This window comes from Pleurocapsa sp. PCC 7319, from assembly GCF_000332195.1.
Taxonomy (GTDB): domain Bacteria; phylum Cyanobacteriota; class Cyanobacteriia; order Cyanobacteriales; family Xenococcaceae; genus Waterburya.
This window is the reverse complement of the sequence record NZ_KB235922.1, coordinates 2,993,319-3,018,360: the sequence shown is the minus strand read 5'-3', so window position 1 is coordinate 3,018,360 and position 25,042 is coordinate 2,993,319. Positions and strand designations below refer to the sequence as shown.

The 25,042-nt window shown below is 38.2% G+C and carries 17 protein-coding genes and 1 pseudogene; 3 read left to right on the top strand and 15 right to left on the bottom strand.

From position 1 onward, the window contains the following. Positions 1–181 precede the first annotated feature (181 nt). On the top strand, positions 182–2,722 hold the full coding sequence (locus PLEUR7319_RS0117645; protein ID WP_019506550.1) for a glycogen/starch/alpha-glucan phosphorylase: 2,541 nt from the start codon (positions 182–184) through the stop codon (positions 2,720–2,722). Between the two features lie 264 nt (positions 2,723–2,986). Here PLEUR7319_RS0117645 and PLEUR7319_RS0117640 read toward each other — a convergent pair whose 3' ends face one another. The 6 genes from PLEUR7319_RS0117640 to PLEUR7319_RS0117615 all read right to left on the bottom strand — a co-directional run bounded on the left by PLEUR7319_RS0117640 (position 2,987) and on the right by PLEUR7319_RS0117615 (position 9,513). After that, on the bottom strand, positions 2,987–4,150 hold the full coding sequence (locus tag PLEUR7319_RS0117640) for a low temperature requirement protein A (RefSeq protein ID WP_019506549.1): 1,164 nt from the start codon (positions 4,148–4,150) through the stop codon (positions 2,987–2,989). 128 nt (positions 4,151–4,278) lie between these two features. Next, positions 4,279–5,211: a bestrophin family protein gene (locus tag PLEUR7319_RS0117635; RefSeq protein ID WP_019506548.1), complete on the bottom strand. Its 933-nt coding sequence runs from the start codon at positions 5,209–5,211 to the stop codon at positions 4,279–4,281. A gap of 99 nt (positions 5,212–5,310) precedes the next feature. After that, complete coding sequence (locus PLEUR7319_RS0117630; protein WP_019506547.1) at positions 5,311–6,075, bottom strand: hypothetical protein; 765 nt, start codon at positions 6,073–6,075, stop codon at positions 5,311–5,313. Positions 6,076–6,194: 119 nt separating this feature from the next. Continuing rightward, complete coding sequence (locus tag PLEUR7319_RS0117625; protein WP_019506546.1) at positions 6,195–7,601, bottom strand: energy transducer TonB; 1,407 nt, start codon at positions 7,599–7,601, stop codon at positions 6,195–6,197. A 318-nt stretch (positions 7,602–7,919) separates the two neighbouring features. Continuing rightward, positions 7,920–8,372, bottom strand: a complete 453-nt coding sequence (locus PLEUR7319_RS0117620) for a DUF29 family protein (protein ID WP_019506545.1) — start codon at positions 8,370–8,372, stop codon at positions 7,920–7,922. Positions 8,373–8,376: 4 nt separating this feature from the next. After that, a complete protein-coding gene (locus PLEUR7319_RS0117615; RefSeq protein ID WP_019506544.1) occupies positions 8,377–9,513 on the bottom strand; it encodes a quinone-dependent dihydroorotate dehydrogenase in 1,137 nt (378 codons plus the stop codon). A 117-nt stretch (positions 9,514–9,630) separates the two neighbouring features. Between PLEUR7319_RS0117615 and PLEUR7319_RS35845 the strand changes: the two genes are divergently transcribed. After that, positions 9,631–10,758, top strand: coding sequence for a serine hydrolase (locus PLEUR7319_RS35845; RefSeq protein WP_019506542.1), 1,128 nt, complete (start codon positions 9,631–9,633; stop codon positions 10,756–10,758). A 74-nt stretch (positions 10,759–10,832) separates the two neighbouring features. On the opposite strand, the gene PLEUR7319_RS0117600 is transcribed toward PLEUR7319_RS35845, so the two are convergent. The 4 genes and pseudogenes from PLEUR7319_RS0117600 to smc all read right to left on the bottom strand — a co-directional run bounded on the left by PLEUR7319_RS0117600 (position 10,833) and on the right by smc (position 18,279). Beyond that, positions 10,833–11,306 carry a hypothetical protein gene (locus PLEUR7319_RS0117600; RefSeq protein ID WP_019506541.1) on the bottom strand — a complete coding sequence of 158 codons (474 nt, stop codon included), beginning with the start codon at positions 11,304–11,306 and terminating at the stop codon, positions 10,833–10,835. Positions 11,307–11,338: 32 nt separating this feature from the next. Then, a complete protein-coding gene (locus PLEUR7319_RS0117595; RefSeq protein WP_019506540.1) occupies positions 11,339–14,071 on the bottom strand; it encodes a valine--tRNA ligase in 2,733 nt (910 codons plus the stop codon). A gap of 122 nt (positions 14,072–14,193) precedes the next feature. Then, positions 14,194–14,292, bottom strand: a pseudogene (locus PLEUR7319_RS43550) (AAA family ATPase); the annotation flags it as partial. A 192-nt stretch (positions 14,293–14,484) separates the two neighbouring features. Then, positions 14,485–18,279 (bottom strand): chromosome segregation protein SMC, encoded by a 3,795-nt coding sequence (gene smc, locus PLEUR7319_RS0117585; RefSeq protein ID WP_019506539.1) that lies wholly within the window; start codon positions 18,277–18,279, stop codon positions 14,485–14,487. A 226-nt stretch (positions 18,280–18,505) separates the two neighbouring features. Here smc and PLEUR7319_RS0117580 point away from each other — a divergent pair, with 226 nt between their 5' ends. Then, a complete protein-coding gene (locus PLEUR7319_RS0117580; protein ID WP_144054333.1) occupies positions 18,506–18,928 on the top strand; it encodes a hypothetical protein in 423 nt (140 codons plus the stop codon). Positions 18,929–19,225: 297 nt separating this feature from the next. On the opposite strand, the gene PLEUR7319_RS0117575 is transcribed toward PLEUR7319_RS0117580, so the two are convergent. The 5 genes from PLEUR7319_RS0117575 to PLEUR7319_RS0117555 all read right to left on the bottom strand — a co-directional run bounded on the left by PLEUR7319_RS0117575 (position 19,226) and on the right by PLEUR7319_RS0117555 (position 25,029). Continuing rightward, positions 19,226–20,065: a class I SAM-dependent methyltransferase gene (locus PLEUR7319_RS0117575; protein WP_019506537.1), complete on the bottom strand. Its 840-nt coding sequence runs from the start codon at positions 20,063–20,065 to the stop codon at positions 19,226–19,228. A gap of 323 nt (positions 20,066–20,388) precedes the next feature. After that, positions 20,389–21,012 carry an aminoacyl-tRNA hydrolase gene (gene pth / locus PLEUR7319_RS0117570; RefSeq protein WP_019506536.1) on the bottom strand — a complete coding sequence of 208 codons (624 nt, stop codon included), beginning with the start codon at positions 21,010–21,012 and terminating at the stop codon, positions 20,389–20,391. A gap of 69 nt (positions 21,013–21,081) precedes the next feature. Beyond that, positions 21,082–21,303, bottom strand: a complete 222-nt coding sequence (locus PLEUR7319_RS0117565) for a DUF2811 domain-containing protein (protein WP_019506535.1) — start codon at positions 21,301–21,303, stop codon at positions 21,082–21,084. 563 nt (positions 21,304–21,866) lie between these two features. After that, positions 21,867–23,381, bottom strand: coding sequence for a cryptochrome/photolyase family protein (locus PLEUR7319_RS0117560; protein WP_019506534.1), 1,515 nt, complete (start codon positions 23,379–23,381; stop codon positions 21,867–21,869). Between the two features lie 280 nt (positions 23,382–23,661). Next, positions 23,662–25,029: an AAA family ATPase gene (locus PLEUR7319_RS0117555; RefSeq protein WP_019506533.1), complete on the bottom strand. Its 1,368-nt coding sequence runs from the start codon at positions 25,027–25,029 to the stop codon at positions 23,662–23,664. Positions 25,030–25,042: the final 13 nt, after the last annotated feature.

Sequence of the window (25,042 nt, the reverse complement as noted above, 5' to 3'; positions counted from 1 at the left end):
ACTCTATAGACAGACTAAGTTAGATCTGTCATAGCAATAATAGAAGCTAGTTATATGAAATTAGAAATAGATAGCGTTGATTCTGAGCGCGATTTTTAGGCAGAAGTTGCCTGTCTATACCCTAAGCAATTATCTATCCCAATAATCTAATCCTCGAAGTAAATAATCCTCAGAAGCAAACATGGAAACTAAAACTTCTCAACAACTTGCTCAAACAGCTACTACAAGCAATTCGGCTCATCAAAATATTCAGGTGGAAGATGATCGCACAGGAATGAGCGTAGAGACTCTCAAGCGAGCCTTCGCCGATAACCTATTTTATGTTCAGGGCAAAGACCAATCGACCGCTACTCTTCACGACTACTATCAAGCATTAGCTTATACAGTACGCGATCGCCTACTACATCGATTTATCAAAACTGGACGCACTTATTACGAGGGTAACGTAAAAGTAGTATGCTATCTCTCCGCAGAATTTTTAATGGGTCGTCATCTGCAAAATAATTTGATTGCCTTGGGAATCTACGAAAAGATGCGTCAAGTAGTCAAGGAATCAGGGTTAAACATCGACGACCTAATTGAACAAGAACCAGATCCTGGTTTGGGAAACGGTGGTTTAGGTAGACTCGCTGCCTGTTTCTTAGACTCCTTGGCAAATTTGGAAATGCCCGCGATCGGTTATGGTATTCGCTACGAATTTGGTATTTTCCATCAGGCATTAAGAGACGGTTGGCAAGCCGAAATTCCTGACAACTGGTTGATGTTCCAAAATCCTTGGGAAATTGCTCGCCCTGAAGACTCAGTTGAAGTTAAGTTGGGCGGACATACCGAAGTCTATCGCGATGAAAAAGGACATAATCGCGTTAGTTGGATTTGCGATCGCAAGGTCAAAGCGGTACCCTATGATACTCCTGTACCAGGTTATCGCACCAACACCGTGAACTCTCTGCGATTATGGAAAGCAGAAGCCAGTGAAGAATTCAACTTTGAAGCCTTTAATGCTGGTAACTATGACCGAGCAGTAGGGGAAAAAATGAGTTCGGAAACTATTTCCAAAGTACTTTATCCTAATGACAATACACCTCAGGGTAAAGAACTTCGTTTAGCACAGCAGTTTTTCTTTGTTTCTGCTTCGCTACAGGATTTAATTCGCATTCATTTACATATTCATCCTAATCTAAGCAATTTCCACGAAAGAGCTGCAATTCAGCTTAACGATACTCATCCTGCAGTAGCCGTAGCCGAGTTAATGCGTCTATTGATCGATGAACATGCAATGGACTGGGATCAAGCTTGGGATATTACTCAAAAAACCTTAGCCTATACTAACCATACTTTACTACCAGAAGCTCTAGAAAGATGGTCAGTGAGTTTGTTTAGCCGAATGCTACCCAGACATATCGAGATTATTTATGAAATAAATCATCGTTTCTTGGAAGATATTCGCACTTGGTTTCCCGATGATGACGATTTAACCACAGAACTTTCAATTATTGAAGAAGGGGCAGACAAAAAAGTTCGCATGGCAAACTTAGCCTGTGTTGGTAGTCATGCTATTAACGGGGTGGCAGCATTGCACACACAATTGCTCCAGAAATATACTCTTCATGGGTTTGCCAAACTGTGGCCAGAAAAATTCTTTAACAAAACCAATGGTGTGACTCCCCGTCGCTGGATCTTACTTAGCAATCCCCGACTATCAAAACTGATTACGGAAAAAATTCAAAGTGATAGCTGGTTAAAAAATCTCGATGAAATGCGGAAAATTGAACAATTCATCGACGATCCTGAATTTTGTCAACAATGGCGAGAGATTAAGCGTAAAAACAAAATTACCCTGGCAAATCAAATTAAGAAAATAAAGAATGTTGACGTAAATGTTGATTCTATTTTTGATGTCTTAGTTAAACGGATTCACGAATATAAGCGTCAACATTTAATGGTGTTGCACATAATCACCCTTTACAATCGCATCAAACAAAACCCCAGTATTGATATTGTGCCTCGCACCTTTATCTTTGGTGGCAAAGCTGCCCCTGGCTACTTTATGGCAAAATTGATTATCAAATTTGCTAACTCAGTAGCAGAAGTAGTAAACAAAGATCCTGATGTTAAAGGACGTTTAAAAGTAGTGTTCTTGCCTAACTTCAATGTTTCTTTAGGGCAAAAAATCTATCCAGCAGCAGACTTGTCGGAACAAGTTTCTACTGCCGGTAAAGAGGCTTCTGGTACTGGTAACATGAAGTTTGCTATGAACGGAGCCCTAACTATTGGTACTTTAGATGGAGCCAATATTGAAATTCGCGAAGAGGCTGGCGCGGAAAACTTTTTCTTATTTGGTTTAACCGCAGAAGAAGTTTATCAAATGAAGGCTGATGGTTACGATCCTATGTCTTACTACAATAGTAATGAAGAACTAAAATTAGTAATTGATCGCGTTTCTAAAGGCTACTTTAGTCACGGTGACACTAAGTTATTTAAGCCTATCGTTGATTCTTTACTGTATGACGATCCTTATATGCTGTTAGCTGACTATCAAGCATATATTGATTGCCAAGAGCGAGTTTCTGAAACTTACCAAGACAAAGATAAGTGGACTAAGATGTCAATTCTCAACTCTGCTCGTATGGGTAAATTCTCCAGCGATCGCACTATCAAAGAATATTGTGAGCAAATCTGGGGTATTAAACCAGTAAAAATTGATTTGGAAGCCTATAAGTAACCTCTAGTGTGAATTAAGAAATCAAGTGATTCGCTAAAAAGCTTATAGCTATAAGCCATAAGCTATAAGCTTTTTAGATTCTCTTTCTAGTATTCTATATACTCCACCGACGGTACAACCTGACCAGGAAACGCATCAGTTAAATTTAGAATTGTATAGCACGTCTTAACCAGTAGATTTTTAGAGCTTAGAGCTTAGAGCTTAGAGCTTAGAGCTTAGAGCTGACCTCACCCTTAAATTACCTCAACCCGAACTGAGCTTGAATTAAGAACAAGTATTAAAAATATCCAAAACAATTTGAATCGTGCAGGCGATCGCCACTAAAGTAATAATAACCAAAGAAGACAAAATATTACTGGCAAAGGCGAGGGTAAGCACAAAAGCTGCTGCGCCAAGACGATAAAAAGTCAAAATTCTTTTGCATTTAGTTTGTCCCAGTTCACAACTCGTCCAATGCAGGTTTGAGAGAATTAAAAGACATAAAGCTACCGCTACACAAAACAGTATTTTTTCACTAGTTATAGAATCATTCTCTAAACCATGAATCATTTTTTCTACTCCCACTCCCGTGGCAGTTAAACCAATAGTTAGAGGAAGATGGGAATAAAGCCAGGTAAGCGCAATACCCATTTTGCCCTTTTTCATAGCATGGAGAGGAGATTCATCGACAGTATCGAAATACATCCACCAAAAGCTAAAAGCAATCGACAAACCCAACAAAGCGATCGCAATTGATACAGGAGTCCATTGTCTCCCAGATACGCCACCAACTACAGCAACTATAGATTCACCCAAGACAATAATCGTAAATAGTCCAATTCTCTCGGTAGTATGAGCCATGTCAGGAGGAACTTTGACTACTCTTTTTCCAGCTGTTAATGGTGTGGCAAAATCAACGATTAGTCCCAAACCCCAAAGTAGAAAACGCCAAGGTAGGGGGACAAAGATAGAACCCAGCCAAAAAATGATGCTACCAGTAAAACCAAAGGCGAACCAATTAGTTAGATGTCTTGCTTGAGGCACATGATATCCCGCATGAAGATATTGGCAAATCAATACACCACGAAAAGCAATATAGCTCAGGGCGAAATTAACCGAAGAAGTGTCTAATCCATGATGGATATTCGCCGCCATTGTTGCCGCGATCGCCATTTGCAGCAGAGTAATCAAACGATCTACTAAGCCATCGTTATCAAACCGAGTATCGTAAAAAGTTGCGCCAATCCAACACCACCAGACAGGAATAAATAATATTGCTAATTTAACTAAGCCAAAAAAACTAAAATCTTCTTTAAAATTATGGGCTAATTGGGCGATCGCTACGACAAAAATCAGATCAAAAAATAACTCTAGCCAAGTTGCGCTTCGTTCTCCTTCCTCGCACTCTTCTCGACGTAATTTTGGCGGTTGAAATATAGCTCTGGTCATTATAGTAAGCAGTTATCAATTATCAGATATCAATAATTTACCAAAAGTATTACTACTAGATATTTATAGATATTTAGTTAACTGGAGCTACTTACTTTTAATTCTGAATTTATCCTAGAAAATGCGAGTTAAAGTGAAACACAGTCTTTTGTTCTTAAAGAACTGAATTCTTCGGAAGAGAAATTAGCTATACTTTCAACATCAGAGATAATGCTATTGCAAAGATTATCTACAGGTAGATCATTTACGCCATAAAGAAAGGGATTTTCTAGCTCATTACCTACTTCTTCTAACCCTAATAAGATAAAACTGACAATAGCAACAACTGGCAAAGTCCACCATCCCATTTTTTCAATTAGATTAAATGGTAAACAAAGACAATAGATTAAAATCAACCTTTTGAGATAGATCCGGTAAGCAATTGGTAGGGCTGTTTGGGAAATTCGCTCGCAACTACTTAGACCTTCTACCATATTATTTAGTAGATTATTCATCTCAACTCTTTGAGAACTATCAATCTTGCCTAATTTGAGTTGTTGCTGTAGATATTCTCCAATCCACAAAGCAACCTGTAATGTCATCCGTTTAGCAGAATCAATCTCTCTTGACTGTTTAGCGCTTAATAATGCTTTGAGCTCGTTGTTAGCTGGCTCTCCTCTTAACTGTAGTTTTGTGGCAACCGCAAAAGCCCCTAATAGATTTAAAACAGCAGTTTTTTGCTCTCCATCTTTGGGATCTTCTTCGATGATACTTAAGTGAATAAAACGAGCTAAGTTACGAACATTGACAACTAACAATCCTAAAGATTTTCGACCCTCCCAAAATCTTTCGTAAGCAGTATTTGTCCGAAATACTAGCAATAAACCCAAAACCAAATTGTAAACTACATTGTTAGTAAGATCGCCAACATGTGAAATAAACTCAGGTTGCTTTATCATATATTGTGACAAGCATATTACAGAAGCACAACTAGTAAAAATGAAAATTCGTGGCAAGATAGTTTTGACTACTGAACCTTCTAATTGAAACGCAACTTCCAACCAGTTTAATTTTTTATCCACCGATTTCTGTAATTATCTATATTTGAAAAGAGCCTAAAAACCACTATAAATAGTTGATTAATAGTGGTCGAATTTCAATTTGCATACAATAAGCAAAGATTAAGTATTCCAAGATTTAGTTAGTTTTTTTCGTCTTTGATGGTTGACAGAAATTAGAGAATCTTGGCTAAGAGAATGTTCGGAGCCTTCTGCATGTACTTTGGCTACCATCTGGTGAATAATCTGTTTAACTTGAGGTTGATATTGAGATATATAAGTTTGTTTAAGTTGCTCGTATTCTTCGGCAGAAGTCGCATACAAAGAAGATACAGATTCGTGATTGAGAATTAAGGCACAGACATCAGATAAGTTGATCCTTCCAGTTGCCCCTGGATAGTTAGTATAAATATAATTAAACGCTTCTTCTATTACTTGAAACTCTGTTACATTAGCAAGATTAATATTAGCTAGAATTTCAAAGAGATCAGTTTCATCTGATTTTTCTTGGCTTTTGGGGGAATTTAGAGCCATGGTCAAATCCTGATGCAAACTTTGTGGTAATTTTTCCATTAAAACTTTGTCTATTGCCCAAGGTAGTAATTCTTCTCGCACTAAGACACTATATTGATTCTGAAATTTAAGTCTTTGCTTATTGTAACCTCTAGAAGAAGTAGCATATAAGTTGGGTATTTCTTGACGATTTAAAATCAAAGCCGCTACTGTTGCAGGCTGAAGATCTTTTTGATGCTCTTGATACTTGGCATTAATAGAGCTAACAACTTCTTGAACAATTTTGATCTCGGTTATGTTGGTAAGTCTAATATCTATCAAGATATCCAGCAAATCAAACCTGCCAGTTTGTATTTCTTCCATAGAATCACGCATATAATTTGTATCCTATTGAGTAAGGTTCAACCCGATTTTAGCCTTGGTGAAATATAACGGCTAGTAATTAAATTGTCCTGTTCAACAATGTATTAACTAACTCCATTACCTTTGATCAGTTATTTTTTGAAATTTGGCTTATCAGGTAAAGGAATATCTCTTAATTCCGAGGGCTTGCGATTAGGAAGAGGAATATTTCGTAGCCGATCGCGTAATGAAGGCAATGGTTCTGGTGCAGGAGTTGGTTGCGGTACAGGAGTTGGTTGCGGTACAGGAGTTGGTTGCGGTGCAGGAGTTGGTTGCGGTGCAGGAGTTGGTTGCGGTACTGGAGTTGCCTCAGGCTGAGGTTTAGGTGCAGGTTTAGGTTCAGGGGTTGCCTCAGGCTGAGGAGCAGGCTTGGGTTCTGTTTGTGGTGTTGGTTGCGGCGCTTGTTCGGGTTTTTTCTCTGATTCAGTTGTTTGATTTTTCTGTTCCCTTCTAATAGAGGGAAGAGTTAAAGAAGGACATATTTCGGCATCATACTTATAGTTAACTAATACCTGATAAGGTTTAGGCTTTCCAGTATCATTCTCTAAGACGCTTTTACTAATTTCTTGACTTGCTTGTTGATCAAAGATTGGGTATTTTGCGCCCTTAATCAAATCTAAAGCAACAACTTTTCCCTCAGGGTCTACCACAACTCCGTATACACTTGTACCTTTAAGCCTTCTTATGCAGGCATCTCGCGGATAAGTACCTTGAACTTCAATTCTTTTAGGTTCTATTTCTTGGACTTTAGTTAGCCAAGCGATATAGTTTTTCCTTGCATCTTCATTAGTGGTTCCAGCTTGGTTTTTTTTGAGACTTTGGCGAAGGTTTCTTACTCCCTTCGCCGATTCAGCAACTTTTTTGGCTGCAATTTCCTCAGGTTTGGGCTTAATCTGAGGTTTTGCTTGAGGTTTTTTACCTGGCTTTTGTTCGGGGTTATTTGCAGTTTGTGGTGGCTTTTCTGGTTGCTGAGGCTTGGCGGTTTCTGACGCTGGTTTATTAGTATCTGGAGGTGGGAATTCAGTTGGATCAACTTTGAAGTCCAGAGGATTAATTTCTGGTGGTTGAGGTAATTGTGACAAATCACCAATTGGAGGCAAAGTGATATCAGTTATCGGTGGTAAAGGAGGAAGATCAAAATTTGGCGGTGGCGGAATGGCTACGGGAGGTAGATTAGCAGGATCTCCTAAGCCAGGAATCAATGAACGAGGTATGGCGAATGGTGCGGCAGGGTTGCTATTATCAACCGGTGGCAAATCGTTGATATTAGGGATATTAGGATTTTCTATTTGGGGATATAAATCAGGCAAACGCGACTGTTGCTCTGGGCTTAACTCAATTACAGAAACTTCTCTTTGTCCTGAATCATTATTAAAATTTAATGTTGGCAAACCAAATTTAAGCACCAGCAAATGTAAAGCTACCGAAATAAATAAGGATAGTTTTGCAGGGTTAATTAGCTTGCCAGATTGATAATTCAATTGTGATTCGTAGGACATAACCGGCAACAATAAAAAATAAAATTTTAGTGTACAGAGCGATATTCAAAAATATGATAATTACATACTAGATTATTTAGATTATGGGGAATTAGTTAATATGACAATCTCTGATGGAAGCATCTATATTGACTACTAAGTGAAATGACTAACTTGTAGCCGTACAAAGTTGTATTAGGACAAGTTTATTTGATTGCTCGTAAGTAACAAGTAATAAGTAATAAGTAATGAGTGTCCTAATGTAAGTCCGTATTGCTATATCAATAATTTACCAAAAAGATAGCTAATGGCTAATGGCTAATAGCTTTTAAAATGATTTTATATACTCAGAAAAATATAGCTTTTATGTATGCAGTTATTTCTCCAGAGAAAATAGAGATTCCGCCAGGAGCAGTGTTTCAAATCCCTGGTAATTGGTTCTTGATAATCCATACCCTCAAAAACTTCTTTAGCAGCACCCAAAATTGCTTCAAATTGGCAATTTAATATATGCTCACTCCAATTATTCTCTTTAATAAAGTGAGATTTCTTACCTAACTTATTTCGTTTTTGAATTGCTAGGAGGCTATTGATAATAGAATTCTTCCAGCTTCTGGAAACTCTGCCTTCAACTTGAATTTTGATTAAATGGATCAATAAAATTACTAGAAATGACTCTAAGTTATTAATCTTATCCTGTCTTCCCATTGCTTCAAGATCTTCTACTATGGCAAAGGCACGATCGTATTGTTGATTAAGCAAACAGTCTTTTAATTCCAGTATTTCTTCCATAACTTCATTCAGAATGCTCTAAACCTACTGCTTCTTCAATACTAGCCAAACCTGCATCATCTAATTTAGTCAATAATCCCGATAACACCTCATTAACCATCCAGGGACCTCGATAAATCCAGCCAGTATAAACCTGTAATAAACTCGCCCCGGCAATAATCTTCTCCCAGGCATCTTCGGATGTAAAAATACCACCGACACCAATTATTGGTAACTTACCGTTAGTTTCTTGATAAATGAAACGAATAACTTCAGTCGAACGCTCCTTCACAGGTAAACCGCTAATTCCCCCCGCTTCATCCTCAATCCTGTTACCTGTCTCTTTTAAGATCTTAGTTTTCAAACCATCACGACGAATAGTGGTGTTAGTGGCGATTACACCAGAGAGATTGTAGTTAGTAGCTAAGTTAACAATATCCTTAATATCTTGCCATTCTAGATCGGGAGCGATTTTGATCAGGATGGGTTTATTCTGAGTATTTGCTGCTTGTAATCCAGATAAGATTGGTTCCAATTGTTCTCCTGCTTGGAGCGATCGCAATCCGGGAGTATTGGGTGAACTAACGTTAATGACAAAATAGTCTGCCACATCTTGAAGATATTCAAAACTGCTTACATAATCCTTAGCTGCGTCATCTAAAGAAGCAATTTTCGATTTACAGAGATTAATACCAATAGGAATTTTACGGGGTTGTCTTGTCCAGGTTTGCGCTAGGGTATCTGCCATCACTGCTGCACCAAGATTATTTGCACCCATGCGATTTAGGGCGGCTTTGTCCTCTGGGAGGCGGAACATTCGTGGGCGAGGATTTCCTGGTTGGGAGTGGAGGGTAACTGCACCTAATTCCGCAAATCCAAAACCCAAACTACTCCACATTCCTGCTGCTGTACCATCTTTATCAAACCCTGCGGCTAAACCTAGAGGATTATTAAAGTTCAAACCCCAGAATGTCTGTTGTAGACGAGGAGTCTCAATACAAAAAGACTTTTCCAACTGTTTAATCGCTAAACCTCCCCATCTAGAATGACGATTAATCTCAAGGTTGCTTAATGTTTTGAGCATCTGACGATGAGCCGTTTCCGGATCGCTTTTAACAGCAGAAAGCAACAAGGGATAGAAGGGTTTAGTAAAGTTGAGCATGGTTTTGATGGTGGATGATAGTTTATTGTTAACTACCTTTGCCACTTCTTCAAGTTATGCAGCTTACAACCAAAATGTAGTAGCATCCCAGCAAGCTCAATTGAAGCTATATTAACAATGACCCAAAACATATTAACCGATTCACAGGAATTAGAAACCTGGCTAGATGAGTTTATGGCAGAACAGATGGATAAGTTACAAATTCCTGGTGTGACTTTTTCTCTGGTGCAGAATAGCGAGCTTTTTTTGGCTAAAGGCTATGGTTATGCAAATTTAGAACAGCAGATACCCGTGTCAGCCGATCGCACTTTATTTCGAGTTGGTTCTATTTCTAAGTTATTTACCGCCACGGCAATAATGCAACTAGTGGAAAAGGGATTAATTAATCTACATGAAAATGTCAATAAGTATCTGAAAAAGTTTCAAATCGAAGATAATTATCCCCAAGCCGTGACCATTGCTAACTTGCTAACTCATACGGCTGGCTTCGACGATCGCCTTGTTAATTTACTTACCTTAGAAGCTGACAATCTTCAACCTTTAGAAGAACATCTAGCTGCTAAGATGCCAGCGCGAGTAATACCACCAAGGAATATAATGAGCTATTCTAACTACGGTTATGCTTTGCTGGGCTATATTGTGGAATTATTATCGGGTATTACTTTCAGTCAATATGTAGACGAAAATATTTTAAAGCCTTTAGAAATGCATCATAGCAGTTTCGAGCAAGCATCTCATTTAACTGATGATGTGTCCATAGGTTATCGATACCGTAAGCAAAAAGATACCTATCAAGCTTTGTCATTCCAATATGTTTCTATACTCCCTGCGGGTAGTTTGAGTGCTACTGCTACAGATATGGCTAAGTTTGCGATCGCCCATTTGCAATACGGCAAATATAAATCTCAAAGAATTTTAGACGAAACTACTGCTCGACAGATGCAGCAACAGCAGTTTACTCACGATCCTCGCTTACCTGGATGGTGTTATGGTTTTGGAGAATCTCTAGCCAATAAACAAAGAGTAATTTATCATGCTGGTGGCTTGCCAGGGTTTCTAAGCCTGTTGTACTTATTTCCCAGTCACAATTTGGGTCTATTCATTTCCAATAACGGTAGGGGTAACTTAATGCGATCGTTAATCGAGCAATTTTGCGATCGCTATTTTCCTGTTTACTTTAATTTCCCTAACCACATTAGGTTTTATTTCCTTCCTCATGGTAGATATGTATTAGCAGCAGGCTAAAATATTATTTGCTATTTGCTACTTTTTCCGAAAATCATCTGGTTGCTATTTGCAATGACTATAAAAGGCAATTATCAATTGTCAATCATCAATTCTTTCTGTAACTTATCCAACTCCTTGCGATCTCTTTTTAACTCTTGTTCCAATTCCTGTAATTGTTCGCGACGAGTTTCAATTTCTAGGGCACGACGGTTTAACTCGAGATTTTGGGCGGTTATTTCTTGTCGCCACTTTTCCACCTTGCTTTGTTCAGCTTCAATAAATTGAGGATTAATCGCATTTTTGGTTAAATGCTGTTGTAAAATGCTCAAAATCCATTCTTTGGCATTCTGAATGCTGATAATCTGCTGATTATGATCGATTTCCACTAGTACCAGAACTCCTGCACTTAGAGAACTTTCCTTGGTTAAAAGTAAGGTCTCACAATGATCTACTTCCCAAACGTATTCCGATTCTTGCCGAGCAAGTACTTGTAGTTGTATTTTTCCCGAAGTAGGATTTTTTTCGACCTGGGCTAGATATAACATGGCTTTTGAAGTGTCGAACATGGATGTAGTTGGTTAGATCATAAATGATACTTTTACTTTAGACGAGCTAATCGCTCCCGTAATATTTCTGCTTGTTTTTCTGCTTCTGCTAAAGCATCTTTTGCCCCTTGTATTACATCCTCAGGTGCTTTGTTAACAAAACCCGGATTGTTTAAACGACCAGAAAGGGATTTGATTTCTTTTTCAGCTTTGGCTAAATTCTTCTCCAATTTACCTCGTAATACAGATACGTCAACAATCCCTGTCAAGGGGATCAGAACTTGTACTGTACCTGTTACTCCTGCAATTACCTGTCCAGGGTCTTCTCCTAGAGTAGAGATAATAGTCAGCTGTTCAACTTTAGCTAAATCTTTGATATAGATTTGGGCTGATTTTAAGATCTCACTCTCGCGATCGCTCTCAGTTTGTAAAATTACCTTTATTTTGACTCCAGGTTTAATTACCGCCTCAGCGCGCAAATTACGAATCGTGCGAATCGTATTAAAGAGTAAGTCAAAGCTTTGTTCTAGTTCAGGATTAATTAGACTTTCTTCAACCTCAGGATAAGTCTGCAAAGCTAAAGTTTGCTTTCCATCCGCTTGAGTTAAAGTTTGCCATATTTCCTCAGTGATATGAGGCATAAAGGGATGAAGTAATTTGAGTATTCCTTCCAGGACATAACCTAATGTTTGTTGTGCAACCTGGCGAGAAGCAGAGGTTTCATCTTGCCAAAGACGAGTTTTAACTAGCTCGATATACCAATCACAAAAATCATTCCAAATGAATTCATATAGACCCTTGGCTGCTTCCCCTAAACCATAGGATTCAATATTGACCCTGGTTTGTTTAACGGTTTGATAAAAACGAGACAGCAACCATTGATCGACTAACTCTAGAGTTTCGGTTTTTGGCTGTCCAAGTTCTTGAGGACTTTTGCCTTTAAGATTCATCATCACAAACCGCGAAGCATTCCACAACTTGTTAGCAAAGTTACGGGAAGCTTCTACTGAAGATGATTCTTGTTTCTTACGGTCATAATCGAAGCTAATGTTCTGTCCTGCCCCTACAACTTTCGTGATTAGGGTATAACGCAGTGCATCTGCACCATATTTATCGATCATTAATAGAGGATCGATACCGTTATTTTTCGATTTGGACATTTTTTGTCCTTTTTCATCCAAGACCAAGCCATGAATATAAACATCATCAAAAGGCATCTTGTCGGTAAAGTGTCCTGCCATCATAGTCATACGGGCAACCCAGAAAAAGATAATATCGAAACCCGTAACCAGAGTTGAAGTCGGATAATACTTATCTAAATCAGCAGTATTTTCAGGCCATCCCATCGTCGAGAAAGGCCACAATCCAGAGGAGAACCAAGTATCTAAAACATCAGGGTCCTGTTCTAGTTGTATATTATCCCCGTACTTTTCTTTCGCTTTAATCTCTGCGCCCGCTTCATCGTAAGCGACAATAAAGGGGGTATCATCTTTAATTTCCCCATCAGTTTCTGAGACTACATACCAGGCAGGAATTTGATGTCCCCACCATAGCTGACGAGAAATACACCAATCTTTAAGTTTAACTAACCAGTCCCGATATACTTTCTTCCATCTTTCGGGTACATAGTTAGGAGAGTTTTCATTATCCAGGCAACTTAAAGCTTTACTTGCTAAGGGTTCAATTTTGACAAACCATTGAGTTGATAGTAAGGGTTCTACTGGTACTTTACCGCGATCGCTGTAAGGAACGCTATGGCGATAGTCTTCAATCTTAACTAGATTACCAAGTTCATCCAGTTTCTTAACTACATTTTTACGGGCAACAAAGCGATCTTGTCCCGCAAATTCCCCTGCATTCTCATTAAGACTACCATCCTTATTCATGATGTTAATCATGGGCAAGTTATGCCGTTGTCCCATCTCAAAGTCATTGAGATCGTGAGCAGGAGTTACTTTAACACACCCTGTACCAAATTCCATATCGACAAATTCATCGCCAATAATGGGAATTTCTCGACCAACTATGGGCAGAGTAATGGTCTTACCAATATATTCTTGATAGCGATCATCATTAGGATTAACTGCAACCCCTGTGTCACCCAGCATCGTCTCAGGGCGAGTAGTAGCCACTTCTAAATAACCACTACCATCGGTTAAAGGATAGCGAAAGTGCCATAGATGCCCATCTACCTCTTGTTTCTCGGCTTCGAGATCCGATACTGCTGAAAGAGATTCAGGACACCAATTAACTAAATAATTTCCGCGATAAATTAATCCCTCTTCGTAGAGCTTCACGAAAGCTGTCTTTACTGCGTGAGATAAACCCTCGTCCATCGTAAATCTTTCTCTTGTCCAGTCTGCTGATACCCCCAGGCTTTTTAACTGGTTAACGATAGTATTGCCTGACTGTTCTTTCCAAGCCCAAGCCCGTTTTAAATACTCTTCCCGTCCTATATCCTGACGGCTTTTACCTTGCGCTTTTACCTGCTTATCCATAATGGTGCTTACGGCAATGCTGGCGTGATCTGTCCCTGGCAACCACAATGTATTGCGACCAATCATGCGATGGTAACGAATCAAAGTATCAATCAGTGCGCTTTCAAAAGCGTGTCCCATGTGCAGACTCCCCGTAACGTTGGGCGGGGGAATTACAATACAGTAGGGTTCACCTGAATGATTAGGGTCGGCTTTAAATACTTCTTGTTCCGTCCAGTATTGCTGCCATTTGGCTTCGGTTTGCTTAGGATCGTATTGAGTAGAGAGATTCGTTTCAGTTGCGGTCATGTGACTAGCAGAGGAGTTGGTATTTTCAGCAATTACTCATTGTATATTCATTGCCGTCACTCTTGCTAATTAGTTGATTTGTATAATGTATGTCTATCTTAATGGCGTGTTTTCAACAAATCATTCATCTCATCTGGATAACCAGCAACAATTACTACTAAGCGATCGCGATAATCTTCCATTCTTTTGAGCAAAGTATCTATTGCTTCTTGTCCAAAATCTCATTATCTTAAAGCTTAAAGCCTTTAGCCTTTAGCCTTTAGCCTTTAGCTTTTAGCCTTGGTTTGACTGCTAAAAGCGTAATTGAGTTTAAGACTCCGACCTCTTAGGTCGTCGACAATCAGGTAGAGTTTAAGACTCTATTTGATTGAAGCTAAGAGCTAAGAGCTAATAGCTACGGCGTAGCCGTTTCTTTATTTCATCTTAATTCCTAATACCTGAGTATGCGCACCTCTAGCTTGAGTAACGCCGATAGTTCTCTCTGAAGCTTCAATCATCGGGCGACGCAGACTTACTACGATAAACTGGGCTGACTGTGCTTGCTTTTTAACCATGCGAGAAAGTTTTTCGACATTTGCACCATCGAGAAACATATCTACTTCATCAAAGGCATAGAAAGGAGAAGGACGATATTTTTGGAGAGAAAAGATAAAGCCCAGAGCGGTTAAGGATTTTTCTCCTCCAGACATAGAACTTAGTTTTTGTACTGCTTTACCTTTAGGATGGGCAACCAGATTTAAACCACCGTTGAAAGGATCGTCTTCGTCTTCCAGTTGTAAGTGTCCATCACCATCGGAAAGTTCTGCATATATCTTTTGAAAGTTTTCATTTACGGCATCATAGGATTCTTTAAATGCTCGTAGACGCAAAGTGGTAAATTTCTCGACCCTTAGTAACAATTCAGTTCTTTCCGCTTCGATAGTATCTAATTTATGGGAGAGTTCTTGTAATCTGGCTTCCGTTTTTTCATATTCTTCTAATGCCAGCATATTGACAGGTTCCATCGCTTCGAGACGTTTTTCCCCGTTACGAATTTGCTTTTGTAATTGCTCTACCTGTTCCTGAAGATTAGCAAAGGTAATTGATTCTCCTGCTTCAATACCATCATTATTGACTAATTGAGGAATTTCAGGAATTGGATCGGGAAGTTCTTGTTCTTGTTCTACTATTTGTTGTTCTAGAGTTTTTAGAGTAGCTTGTCTTTCCTGTTGGGCTAACTGAAGTTTTTCCAATTGCCAAACATGTTTTTGATGGCGATCGCGTAACTCTCGGAGATTATTTTCTATGCGATCGCGTTCCTGTTTGGTCTCTCCCAGTTTGGCTGATAGTTGCTCTAACTCTGTTTCAGCGGAGGTTATTTTTTGGTCAATGTCGGTCAGTTGATTTCCTACACTAGATATTTGTTCTTTAATTGCTGTTTGGTCATGATTGAGTTGCGTTATATATTGTTCGGCTTCACTAATCTTTTCACTCAGTCGTTGATGTCTATTGGTTAAATCTAATAGTTGAGTTTCTGCTTGTCTTAAATTTTGTTCTTGTTGCTGAAGCTGTTCTTCTTGGCTGGTGATTATTGCTTGTACTTGCTGCCATTCACTTTGGGAATGAGATGATTCGAGTACTTTCAGTTGCTGTTGTAATGACTGCAACTTGGTTTCTTGCTCTGGTATTTCTTGGTTTAATATTTCCAAGCGGGATTTAATCGTATTTCTCTCCTGGCGATTTGTATGTAATTGATTAATCAATAATTCCCTTTGGGCAGTAAGACGTTTAATTTCTTTCTCCAGCTGCTCAGCAAGTATTTTATTATCTCTACCTAACTGTCTTGCTTCTGTTAACTCTTCTGACAAATCTTTAATCTGTGCCAACTGATTGGCTAGTCTCTGGTCATAGTTGGCTAAAATGCGAGATATCTCTGCTAAACGCTCTTTTAATGCTTCAACTTGTCCTGATTCGCGGTTAGTAGTTCCCCCAAAGTGCAAACTTGAACGACTGGATTTACTCCCCCCAGTCATTGCCCCACTAACTTCTAAAATTTCTCCTTCTAAAGTGACAATACGATGTTTTCCGAGGCATGAACGAGCATTATCTAAAGTGTCAAAGACAACGGTATTGCCAAAGACATAGGCAAAGATCTGGTCATAACGAGAATCACAATTAACCAAATTAACTGCTAGATCGACAAAACCTCTGCCAAAGCGCATAGTTGCCATATTACCTATGCGTGGGGCTTGGATTTTATTTAAAGGTAAGAAAGTCGCCCTACCGCCTCGTTCTCTTTTTAATAGTTCAATTCCTTGTGCTGCTATACGGTCATTGTCAACTACAATAAAGCCTAATCTGCCCCCCGCAGCGGTTTCCAGTGCTAATCGATAACGCTGTTCGACTTGTCCTAACTGCACTACTAACCCCTCTACCCCCGATAGATTGGAGTTTAAGATAATCTTACTTGCATAAGTTCCCTGGACTTCTTGTTGCGCCTGTTTGGTGGCTTCTAACTTATCTAATTCCCGTTGTTTATCTCGTTGTTCTTTTAATAGACGTTGTTGGGTTTCTAATTGTAAACTGCGATCGCTTTCTGCTGATGCTAATTGTTGGGCAATTTTTTGCACATGACCTTGTTCTTGAGCTACCTGACTGAAGAGGGAATTATATTCAGTTTGTTTGGCACTTAACTCGGTTTCTACTCCTTCTAAGGACTGAGTTTGCTCCTGAATAGTGTTATCTAACTGGTTAAATCTTTCGCTAATTCTGGCTTGTTCAGTGCGTTGAGGATTAAGGATTTCTTGAATAGCAGATACTTGTCGGGAGAGATTAGCTTGTTCTTGTACCCAGGCTTCTGATGCTTCAGCGATCGCATTAGCATTTTCTTTACTCTGGGCAACAATTTCCCTGGCTGCTATAGCCTGTTGAGATAGGGTAGGAATAGTTTCTGTTTCTAATTTATGCTTCTCTTTTGCTAGCTGCTGAATTTCTTGCTGATACTGTTCTAGATTTTGTTGAGTCTGCACTAACCCTAGTTGCTTTTGTTGACTAGTATTATTTAACTCTTCTTGCTTTTGCTGAAGCTGGTGCTGTTTAGCTTTGTGGGTTGCTAAATCAGAGGCTACTGTTAGCTGTTCATCTTCTCCCAAGGCTTTTACTTGAGCATTTAGAGATTCTAGTTGACTGCTATGTTCTCTGACATCTAGATCTAGCTTGGCAATACTACTCGTTAGCTCTACTGCTTCGGTTTCCCCCGCAGTAAATTTCTCCTGTAACTCTTCTTGTTGCTGGGTCAGCGATCGCCAAACTAAAACTTTTTCTTGATGTTTCTTTTCTTGTACCTTTTCTTTCAACTTACGATATTTTTCTGCTTTGACTCGATCCGCAGCCAAGCGATCGCGATTGGCAATCAGCTCTTGAGCGATAATATGACACTTTTCTTCTCGCTCCTGTACCTTATCGAGGGTCTTGCGGGTTTGCTGAATTTTACGGTCAAATGCTGCTACCCCTGCCAATTCATCGATAATCTCACGTCTCTCCCGCGCATTCATGGTAATGATGCTGGTAACATCACCCTGCAATACTACGTTATAGCCTTCAGGATAAATTCTTAATTTCTCTAGTTGTTCATGGACTTCTGTCGCACTGGAAACTTGTCCATTAATATAAAACGTCGAAGTATAATTACCTTTCTTGGCTACCCGCAACCGTCTGGTAACTTTCCATTCCAAACTATCTCCATTAGCGATCGCAATAATCTTCTTATCGTCTTGATCTATTGTGGTTGATTCTTCTTCTTTGACTTCTAGCTCAGGATCTAGATGACCATTGCCATTACTATTGCCACCATTTTCATTACTGCTATCCCCAATTACAGCTTTTAACTCTGTTGAAGACGAGACAGGAGTTAAATCCTTGGCATCAGTAACTGTAGTCACCACATCCTCTAAGTCACCCAAATCGGTCAAATCGAAAGTGACAGAAACAATTGTCTCCGCCGCTTTACCATTAGCTATGTGCTTATTATTGACTAGATCGGGTAGGCGATCAGCTCGCATCCCCTTAGAACTTGCCAACCCCAAACAAAATAGCAGCGCATCTAAAATATTCGACTTTCCTGAACCATTTGGTCCCGAAATTACGGTAAAACCAGGTAATATGGGAACTTTGGTTGTACCACCAAAAGATTTAAAGTGAGACAGTTCAACGCGCTTTATGTGAACCATGAACTACAGTTTGGACTCAAGTAAGATAAATAGTACTCTCATACTAATTGACAGTCACACTATCGTGGACACTAAAGGTTGTAACTATAAACTGCCAATATAGGGGGAAAAACTCGATTTTTTTAATACTTGGTAATATTTCCTGTTGATACTGAAAATATTTAGCCACAAAGGAAAAGCAAATTAAGTTCGACAACAAGATAGCGATCGCACTTCGAGGATACTTTTGGTCACTGTTGAATTTAAATATCAATGTCATTCTGAAAAGAGTTTTAAGGTGTTTGACATTATGCTCATGAGAAAATTGATAGCTGTTTCAACTTTAGTAGTTTTATGTTGCACTTATGCTCAGGTAGCTAATGCTTGTGAGAACAAATATACATATGCTGCTCTTGGAAGTCTTGAGAAAGAAGAATTAGATGAATTAAAACAACAATATCGAGACACTTCAATACAAATTAATCGCGAAAAATATCTGTATCTTTGGGATGTTCAAGCTATTTTAGGATTTTCGGGAGAACAAACTAAAACTGCAAGTAATGGTAAGGTTGAGGATTGGATTTGGATTGATTCAGAAAACTGTAAGCGTATGATCAAAGCATCTTTTAGAAGTGGAGAATTAGTAAGAATCAAGAGTTATGGTTTCTAAAAAATTAAGAAACGTTATATCAATTACTTAAATTTTGCGATCGCAATCCTGATACGTCTTATGTGAATTAAACTCTGGCTTAACCTATTGTTACATAGTTAAGCTTTTCAACCCAGGCCTACTTATTAACTTAACTTTAGTTACGAAGGGGCTTGGGGAAGCCGTCACTTCCCCAACTGGGGGTCTGGGGGAAAGTTCCCCCAGAGATAAATATAGTTTTGAAGGATAAATCAACAACAAGATAGTTCAGAATTAAGCAATATTAATCCACATCAAGCGTCTTATAGAAATTAAGCTTTAGTTTTTGCGCGCTATTTGCATCATAGAAAGATAAGACAATTCTAGTTGGTTGCCACAATTGAGTTTTAATACCTTGGCTAACTCAGTCAATAGATTTACTCGCTGTTGAGGTTCTAGCCTGATATAGGGAGATAGAGTGCTTAACAAAGTCAGATAATCCTCGACGCTATAGCTAACTCTACTAACTAGCTGTTCAGAAATTAAATCTTTAAAATAACCAGAATCAATTACTTCCTGTCCCATCTTGGCTAAATTAGCCTGATGATTTTGATGTGTTTCGTATTTAGCTAGAACTGGGGCATGGGATAGATATACCTCTGCTAGTAATTGATGTACCTCATATTTAGGTTGAGGTGGAGTATTCCATAGCAGAATTAATAGTCCGTTTTCTTTTAGTGCTGCTGCCGTTTTTTCCGTTCTGATACCTGGTGTAACCCAATGAAAAGATGTTGTCGCTACTACGGCATCGAATTGCTGGCTTTCTAGCTGCCATTCTTCAAAGGTAGTGTTAATAAACTCGACATGGAGATAATTCTTACATTTACGGCGAGCCAAGTTACAGGCAGACAGACTAGGTTCCAAACAGATCATCTTTAAACCTATTTTGGCTAATTCAATGCTAGCAATACCTGGACCTGAGCCAATTTCTAGTATCTTGCCTTGAGCTGGAAACTGAGCAACTTCTCGCACACGAGCCAGAATTTTGGCAGGGTAGCGTGGTCTAGTGCGATCGTAAGCTTCTGCTACTCGATCATACCAACTTTTTTTATCTGCACAAAGATAAATTTTATTTAAAAGACTTGATATATCTGAATTCCAATCTTCTGAATTGCTCATTGATTTGCTGAAAGGAAAGGACAATGTTAGCAATATATCAAAATTACTTTACAAAAATTAATATTCACTGCTATACTAAGTTACATAAGTTAACAAAAACAGTTCATATTAAAAACATTTTTGATATTACTCGAAGGTTTAACCCCTCAGGGCAATAGTAACAAATCGTTTAATCATTTGTATTTCTAGTTTTTATTTTGAATTACTAAGTTAATTTCTTTGCAATAGCAGCGTCTAAAGCAAACAATCTTCTCAAAATCAACTTCTCCTGTAATAACCTCAGTCTGGTAGCTGAGGTTATTTTATTTTTGAAATACCTTTTACTATTGGGGATTTGCGGAAAATCCGTTGTAGCGACTCATAGATTTTTCTACCCCTTCCTTGAGACTTAGTTCGATCGCTTTAATAGAAATATAAAGTATTTCTTCAATAATTTTAGTTTCTCCAGGAGCAAACTTACCTAAAACATGACTAATGCTCTGTTTCCTAGCATCGGATTTGCCAATACCAATTCTTAAGCGGGAAAAATCTTGGCTCCCTAGGTGAGAAATAATTGATTTCATCCCATTGTGTCCTCCAGCTGAACCCGATAACCTCATTCGTAGCCTGCCTACAGGGAGATCCATATCATCATAAATAATCAGTACAGATTGAGGGTTGAGTTTGTACCAATCTGTCACTGCTCGTACTGCTTGTCCTGAGCGATTCATATAGGTTAGCGGCTTGAGAAGGCGAATTTTCCGACCTGCTGGTGCAATCCCTTCAGCAAATAAACCTTGAAAACGCTTATTTTCTTTGAGTGGTATTTGCCAAATACTGGCCAACTCATCTACTGCTTCAAAACCAATGTTGTGTCTAGTCTTATCGTATTTTGGTTCAGGGTTACCTAAACCAACAATTAATTCGGGAATAATTAATGCACTTGAATCAGAAATCACAGAAAACAATACACGATGAGCAGTGAATAGGAAGCAATTAGTTTATCATTGCTGAGACCTAGTCTCAGCATAACTGCTTTAGTTAGATTGAAATAAGGTCTCTAAGTAAACTCTGGCACAAGCACGATAGTTTTGGGAAGCCTCGGAAGTTTCTCCACTGTTATTTTGCAACAAAAACAAAGATAAGGCAGCAGCAAAAACTCTGTCTTGATCCCAATGGGGGTGAGTTTCGAGATAGTTTTTTAAGGATGAATGAAGTTCTTCAGGAATTTCCGCCAGAATACTTACAGTAGAGTTCATGGTTGGTTAAATGCTCCAATTGATATGATAATTTTGGCTTTTAGGTAACACGATCACTTTTCTCAAATATGTAAAACCATTTTGCTTTTCTCGATTAAGAAAATCTTTCAGGGAAAGAGCTCACCAAAAAAATGGCTTGACATAATATTTTAGTTAAAGGCTTAAATGGAATCGTCATCTTAGACAATGGTGGCTGATTCGCCAAGTTGTTATTGGTTTATTGTGAGCTAAAAACGGGGGGGTTTGTCAATGTTACAAAATGCTAAGAGCATCACTAAAAAATTAGTTAAGTTACGTAAGCATAGGTAATAGAAGCTATTTTTTGTTACCTTTGTTCACAAAATCAAGTTAAGAAACAGTTAATAATTGGCAAACATTCAAAATCCCCCATTTATTAGTCGAGAGTTGATTACTACGTTCTGGCCTGTGGAAAAACCTGGGTAAAATGTGGAAAACTCCCAAAAAGGTTGTGGAAATAGTGGGGATTCTAGGGGATAAATAAAGCGACAAAAATAAGATTTGATAATTTTTACTGGAATATTTAGACAGTTAAAGGTATTTAATTAAGATATTTGCTGATTTTTCCACCATTTTCGAGCTAAAGAGCTGATTTCTCCAAATTCATTTTCTGAGATTCGCTTTAAATGACTTAAAACTAAGTTCATTCTTCCTAAAGACTTTAAACGCTCGTGATGACGATGGAGAAAATCCCAGTAAAAGAAGTTAAAGGGGCAAGCTCGATCTCCAGTGCGATCGCTTTTATTGTAATGACAATTACCACAGTAGTCGCTCATCTTATTGATGTAGTTTGCGGAAGCAGCATAGGGTTTAGAAGCGAGAACTCCACCATCGGCAAATTGTCCCATGCCAATGACATTGGTTTGCATGACCCAGTCATAGGCATCAATAAAAGCACTATGAAACCAATTTTCAATTTCTTGGGGAGAAATTCCAGCAATCAGGGCAAAGTTACCCAGTACCATCAACCTTTGGATATGGTGCCCATAGGCTGTCTCTTCTACCTGAGTAAGGGTTTGATGTAAACAGTTCATGTCAGTTTTGCTAGCATCCCCAAAAAATTCGGGTAAGGGTTGATGATGTTCAAACCAATTGCTTTGGCTATAGTTTTCGTCCTGAAAATGATAAATTCCATGCATATATTCTCGCCAGCCCATCACTTGACGAATAAAACCTTCCACACTGTTGAGGGGTAATTCCCGTTGATAATAGGCAGTTTCTACCGCATCAATTATTTCCCTTGGCTCCAGTAAACCAAGGTTAAGATAAGGAGAAATCAAGCTGTGCCACATGGTATATTCCCCAGTGACCATTGCATCCTGATAAGTCCCAAATTGAGGCAAACATTCCTGAACAAAATAAGTTAAAACTTGTTGGGCTTGTTGTCTGGTTACTGCCCAGTTAAAGGGTTCAATTCTGCCGTAGTCAGAAAATTTTTCTTGCTTGATCCAATCAATGACTTCTTGAGTTATTGCATCTGGTTCAAAAGTTAATGGAGATGGAGTTGATAAATTTTTTTTTGGCGGCTTGCGATTATCTTTATCGTAATTCCATTTACCACCTAGAGGTTTTTTGCCATCCATCAAGATGTTAAATCTTTTCCTCCCCTCACGATAAAAGTCTTCCATTAATAGTCTTTTACGAGAGTTTGCCCAGGTAATAAATTCTTCCTTACTCCATAAAAAATGATTGTCAGCTAAAAATTTTATTTCACAATTTAAATCAAGACTTTGGATTAGATTGTGAAAAGGGCGATCGCATGGAGTCGTTATCTGTAACTCAGTGATATTGTTAGTTGCGAGCCAATCTTGAAGAGGGGTAGCAAAATCAGCCGCAATTTTATAGGTGACTTTCCAGTTATCTGCCTCTAATTCCGCTGCAAAGTGGCGCATTGCTGACCAGACTAATACCAACTTTTGTCGATGATATGGATGCTGTTTTACATATTCACTTGATTCAATGAAAATAACTGGTATTTGTTGTTTGTTACTTTGATTATTACTTAAACTTAATTGCTTAGTCGTCAGGCGATCGCCTAATATCCAAATGCCAATTGTCATAAATTAAAAATAAATAGATCAGCTTGATATTAAACTGTTGCGATCGCTTGAGCAAAACTTTCTAATATAGTTTCCAATGCCAAGTTTTGCGTAGTATCGACGTAATTCTTTTCAAGTTGTCCTATTAGCTAAATAGAGATCGCTAATTATTTTTTAAATTTGTTCACGCAAGGCGATCGCATTTCCCGGATGAACATAAATAACTATTGTTATGCAAAACTTATTACGTATGAGTGACAAAAAGAATTTTAGGTGGTACAACTTTTAATTAAATTACTTCCTAATGATGACTTTTGCTTTGGAGAGCTTGCTTAATTAATTTTCTGCGTAAATAACTTTTCATTATGGGCATCAAAGAATAATGAGCATCATTTTGAATAATCAGCGATCGCTTGGTTAAGCAATTAACACTGTGAGACAATGTGAGTTTAGGTTGAGATAGTTCCAGATAATTACTCAATTCCGTCAGAGATATTGGAGCACAGGAAATTGCCAGCCAATAAATAATCTCTTTTTCTAATTCTGATAGATAAGACAGTTCTTGTTCAAGCAAATTACTAATTGCCTCAAGAAGACTGAGATCTTGTAGGATTTGCTCAGTATTGTCATCAGAAAAAATATCTAGGTGATTCTCAACAATTTTTAGTAATTGAGGGTTATTTTGTAAAGTTACTGATAAACGCAATAGCTGTTGTTCTTGTTTGGCAGAATTATTTTCTAGATTCAAAAATGTCTTAGTAGTTTGCTGATTAAATCCTTGTAAATCAAGAATTTTCACTTGATTACTAGTATAATACTCAAGTGATTTTGGCTTAATACGGCTAGCGGAAATTAGTAGACTCTGATGATTGGTAGAGATGATGGAACGTAAAAACTGACTATAATCATCAAATTCTTTTTTATAAGAAACATTCTTTCTATTAGTTTCCAATATAGACTGTAAACTATCTAAGACTAATAAAACCTTGTGTTGTTTTAAGCAATCAATAAACTCAGACAGTAAAAAACTTAACTCCACTGGTCCTAAGTGAATTTGCTCGTTAGTAAGCTGTTTAATTATCTTTAAGTAGTTATGTAGCAGTGTTTTTAAAGACGGAGTATGATGCAGGGAAAACCAAATAACGAAATCATAGTTATCTTTTATATCTTGGGCAAATTTAGTTACTAAACTGGTTTTCCCACAACCGATCATTCCTGAAACAACAATACAGCGGCAATCAGAATCTTGACTCCAAGACTTTAATAGTTTAATTTCTGATTCTCTACCTACAAAATGGTTAGTATTGGGAGCCGTTGTCCAATTACAAGATTGCCTTTTTTTAAAGTCAGTAGATATAGATTGAGATTGATAATTTTCTAACCGACTTATTTTATCTTCAACCAGTTGGCTGATTTTTAGTCTCATAAAAGGGACAAAATTACCTTTGTTAATTTGTTCATCAAAAGCACTGGAGAGAGTCTGCCATAAATTACAACCTACAGTTTTAATGTATTCGGGATCGTAATTATAGTCATAAGCCATTTTTGAGTATGTTTTACCATTCCACACTTCTCTAAGTACTATTTCTTGAGTGGGATTAAGGTATGTAGGGCTAATAGTCTTGTCAATTAAAGATAAGACTGATTCAAAATCAACAGAAGTGTTCATATCGGCATATAGC

Coding starts and splice junctions, on each gene's coding strand:
- PLEUR7319_RS0117560 (WP_019506534.1), bottom strand. CDS start 23,381: ATGACAATTGGCATTTGGATATTAGGCGATCGCCTGACGACTAAGCAA.
- PLEUR7319_RS0117645 (WP_019506550.1), top strand. CDS start 182: ATGGAAACTAAAACTTCTCAACAACTTGCTCAAACAGCTACTACAAGC.
- PLEUR7319_RS0117565 (WP_019506535.1), bottom strand. CDS start 21,303: ATGAACTCTACTGTAAGTATTCTGGCGGAAATTCCTGAAGAACTTCAT.
- PLEUR7319_RS0117620 (WP_019506545.1), bottom strand. CDS start 8,372: ATGGAAGAAATACTGGAATTAAAAGACTGTTTGCTTAATCAACAATAC.
- PLEUR7319_RS0117600 (WP_019506541.1), bottom strand. CDS start 11,306: ATGTTCGACACTTCAAAAGCCATGTTATATCTAGCCCAGGTCGAAAAA.
- PLEUR7319_RS35845 (WP_019506542.1), top strand. CDS start 9,631: ATGACCCAAAACATATTAACCGATTCACAGGAATTAGAAACCTGGCTA.
- PLEUR7319_RS0117615 (WP_019506544.1), bottom strand. CDS start 9,513: ATGCTCAACTTTACTAAACCCTTCTATCCCTTGTTGCTTTCTGCTGTT.
- PLEUR7319_RS0117595 (WP_019506540.1), bottom strand. CDS start 14,071: ATGACCGCAACTGAAACGAATCTCTCTACTCAATACGATCCTAAGCAA.
- PLEUR7319_RS0117555 (WP_019506533.1), bottom strand. CDS start 25,029: ATGAACACTTCTGTTGATTTTGAATCAGTCTTATCTTTAATTGACAAG.
- smc (WP_019506539.1), bottom strand. CDS start 18,279: ATGGTTCACATAAAGCGCGTTGAACTGTCTCACTTTAAATCTTTTGGT.
- PLEUR7319_RS0117575 (WP_019506537.1), bottom strand. CDS start 20,065: ATGAGCAATTCAGAAGATTGGAATTCAGATATATCAAGTCTTTTAAAT.
- PLEUR7319_RS0117640 (WP_019506549.1), bottom strand. CDS start 4,150: ATGACCAGAGCTATATTTCAACCGCCAAAATTACGTCGAGAAGAGTGC.
- PLEUR7319_RS0117630 (WP_019506547.1), bottom strand. CDS start 6,075: ATGCGTGATTCTATGGAAGAAATACAAACTGGCAGGTTTGATTTGCTG.
- PLEUR7319_RS0117625 (WP_019506546.1), bottom strand. CDS start 7,601: ATGTCCTACGAATCACAATTGAATTATCAATCTGGCAAGCTAATTAAC.